Raw genomic sequence first — 1,317 nt, 5'->3', positions numbered from 1 at the left:
GCCCCGGGTTTCCGAGAGGCTTGTTTGTTCAAAACTTACGCGGCTTTTTCAAGGGCGTTCATGCTTGCATAGAATGCTTCCTCCGCTTCTTCGGGCGGCCGGTGGCCGATGGCGCTGTGTAGCCGCTCGGTGTTGTACCAACTCACCCACGTCAGGGTTTCCCATTCGACCTGGCCCATGGATTTCCACGGGCCAAGGAAGTTGATGACCTCGGTCTTGAACAGGCCGATGATGCTTTCAGCCAGCGCGTTGTCGTAGCTGTCTCCGACGCTGCCGACCGAGGTATCGATGCCTGCGTCGGCCAGCCGCTCAGTGTAACGGATGGACAAGTACTGGCTGCCGCGATCGGAGTGATGGATCAACCCACTCGCCTCAGTGGGACAGCGCTGGCAGATGGCCTGGTTCAGGGCATCCAGCACGAAGCTCGTGGTCATTGAGGTCGAGACGCGCCAGCCAACGATCTTGCGGGCGAAGACATCGATGATGAAGGCGACGTAGACCATCCCCATCCATGTCGACACATAGGTGAAGTCGGACACCCAGAGCTGGTTGGGAGCGTCAGCCTTGAACTCCCGGTTGACTTTGTCATCCGGGCAGGGCTGCGACGGATCGGGGATCGTGGTCTTCTTCATGCCGCGTGTAACACCTTGTAATCCATGTTCTCGCATGAGCCGCTCCACGGTGCAGCGTGCGATATCGTGCTTGTTTCGGCGAAGCTGATGCCAGTTTTTGCGCGCCCCGTAGCGGCCCTTGCTCTTGTCGTGGACCTCCTTGACCTTCTCGAAATCCTGCGCGTCCTGCCTGGCGCGATCAGAGGCCAGGTCGGGGTTGCGGGCAATGGCGGCATGCCTGTGGAAGGTAGCCGGGGCGATCGGCTGAACGCGGCAGATCGGCTCGACCCCGAAGACCTTGCGATGCTCTTCGATGAAGGCGATCATTTGCGAAACGGGCGGTCGAGCTCCGCCTGGGCAAAATACGCTGACGCCTTCTTCAGGATCTCGTTGGCGGTGCGAAGCTCCTTGACCTCGCGCTCCAACTCCTTGATCCGCGCCCTCTCAGCACTGCTCAAGCCACTGCACTCGCCGGCGTCACGCGATGCCTGAATACACCAGGCGCGAAGCGTGTCGTGGGAACAGCCAAGCTTCGACGCGATCGCGCGGTAGGCCGCGTTGTCGCTGGTGTAATCGGGACGCTGCTCGCGATACAGCCGAACGCCGCGCTCGCGGAACTCGGCCGTGTACTTCGGGGTGGGCTTCTTCTGATTCATGGGGCTCATCCTTTGAGACTTTTACTCTCTCGGAAACCCGGGGCGGTTCA

General features: G+C 60.7%; 1 protein-coding gene and 1 other annotated feature. The gene reads right to left on the bottom strand.

What is annotated here, in order from left to right; all coding sequences use genetic code 11:
• Window positions 1-35: 35 nt before the first annotated feature.
• Window positions 36-1,267, bottom strand: a protein-coding gene (locus IM708_RS20990) for an IS3 family transposase (protein WP_209428491.1) whose coding sequence is annotated in 2 segments (ribosomal slippage) — window positions 36-973 and window positions 973-1,267 — 1,233 coding nt in all. Because the reading frame shifts where the segments join, the coding sequence is not laid out codon by codon here.
• Window positions 864-980, bottom strand: a sequence feature (AL1L pseudoknot). It overlaps the preceding gene by 117 nt.
• Window positions 1,268-1,317: the final 50 nt, after the last annotated feature.

Origin of the sequence: Pararhodobacter sp. SW119 (assembly GCF_017811755.1) — a bacterium.
Classification (GTDB): Bacteria; Pseudomonadota; Alphaproteobacteria; order Rhodobacterales; family Rhodobacteraceae; genus Pararhodobacter.
Note: the sequence above shows the minus strand (reverse complement) of the source record. Positions and strands in the feature narration are given on the sequence as shown.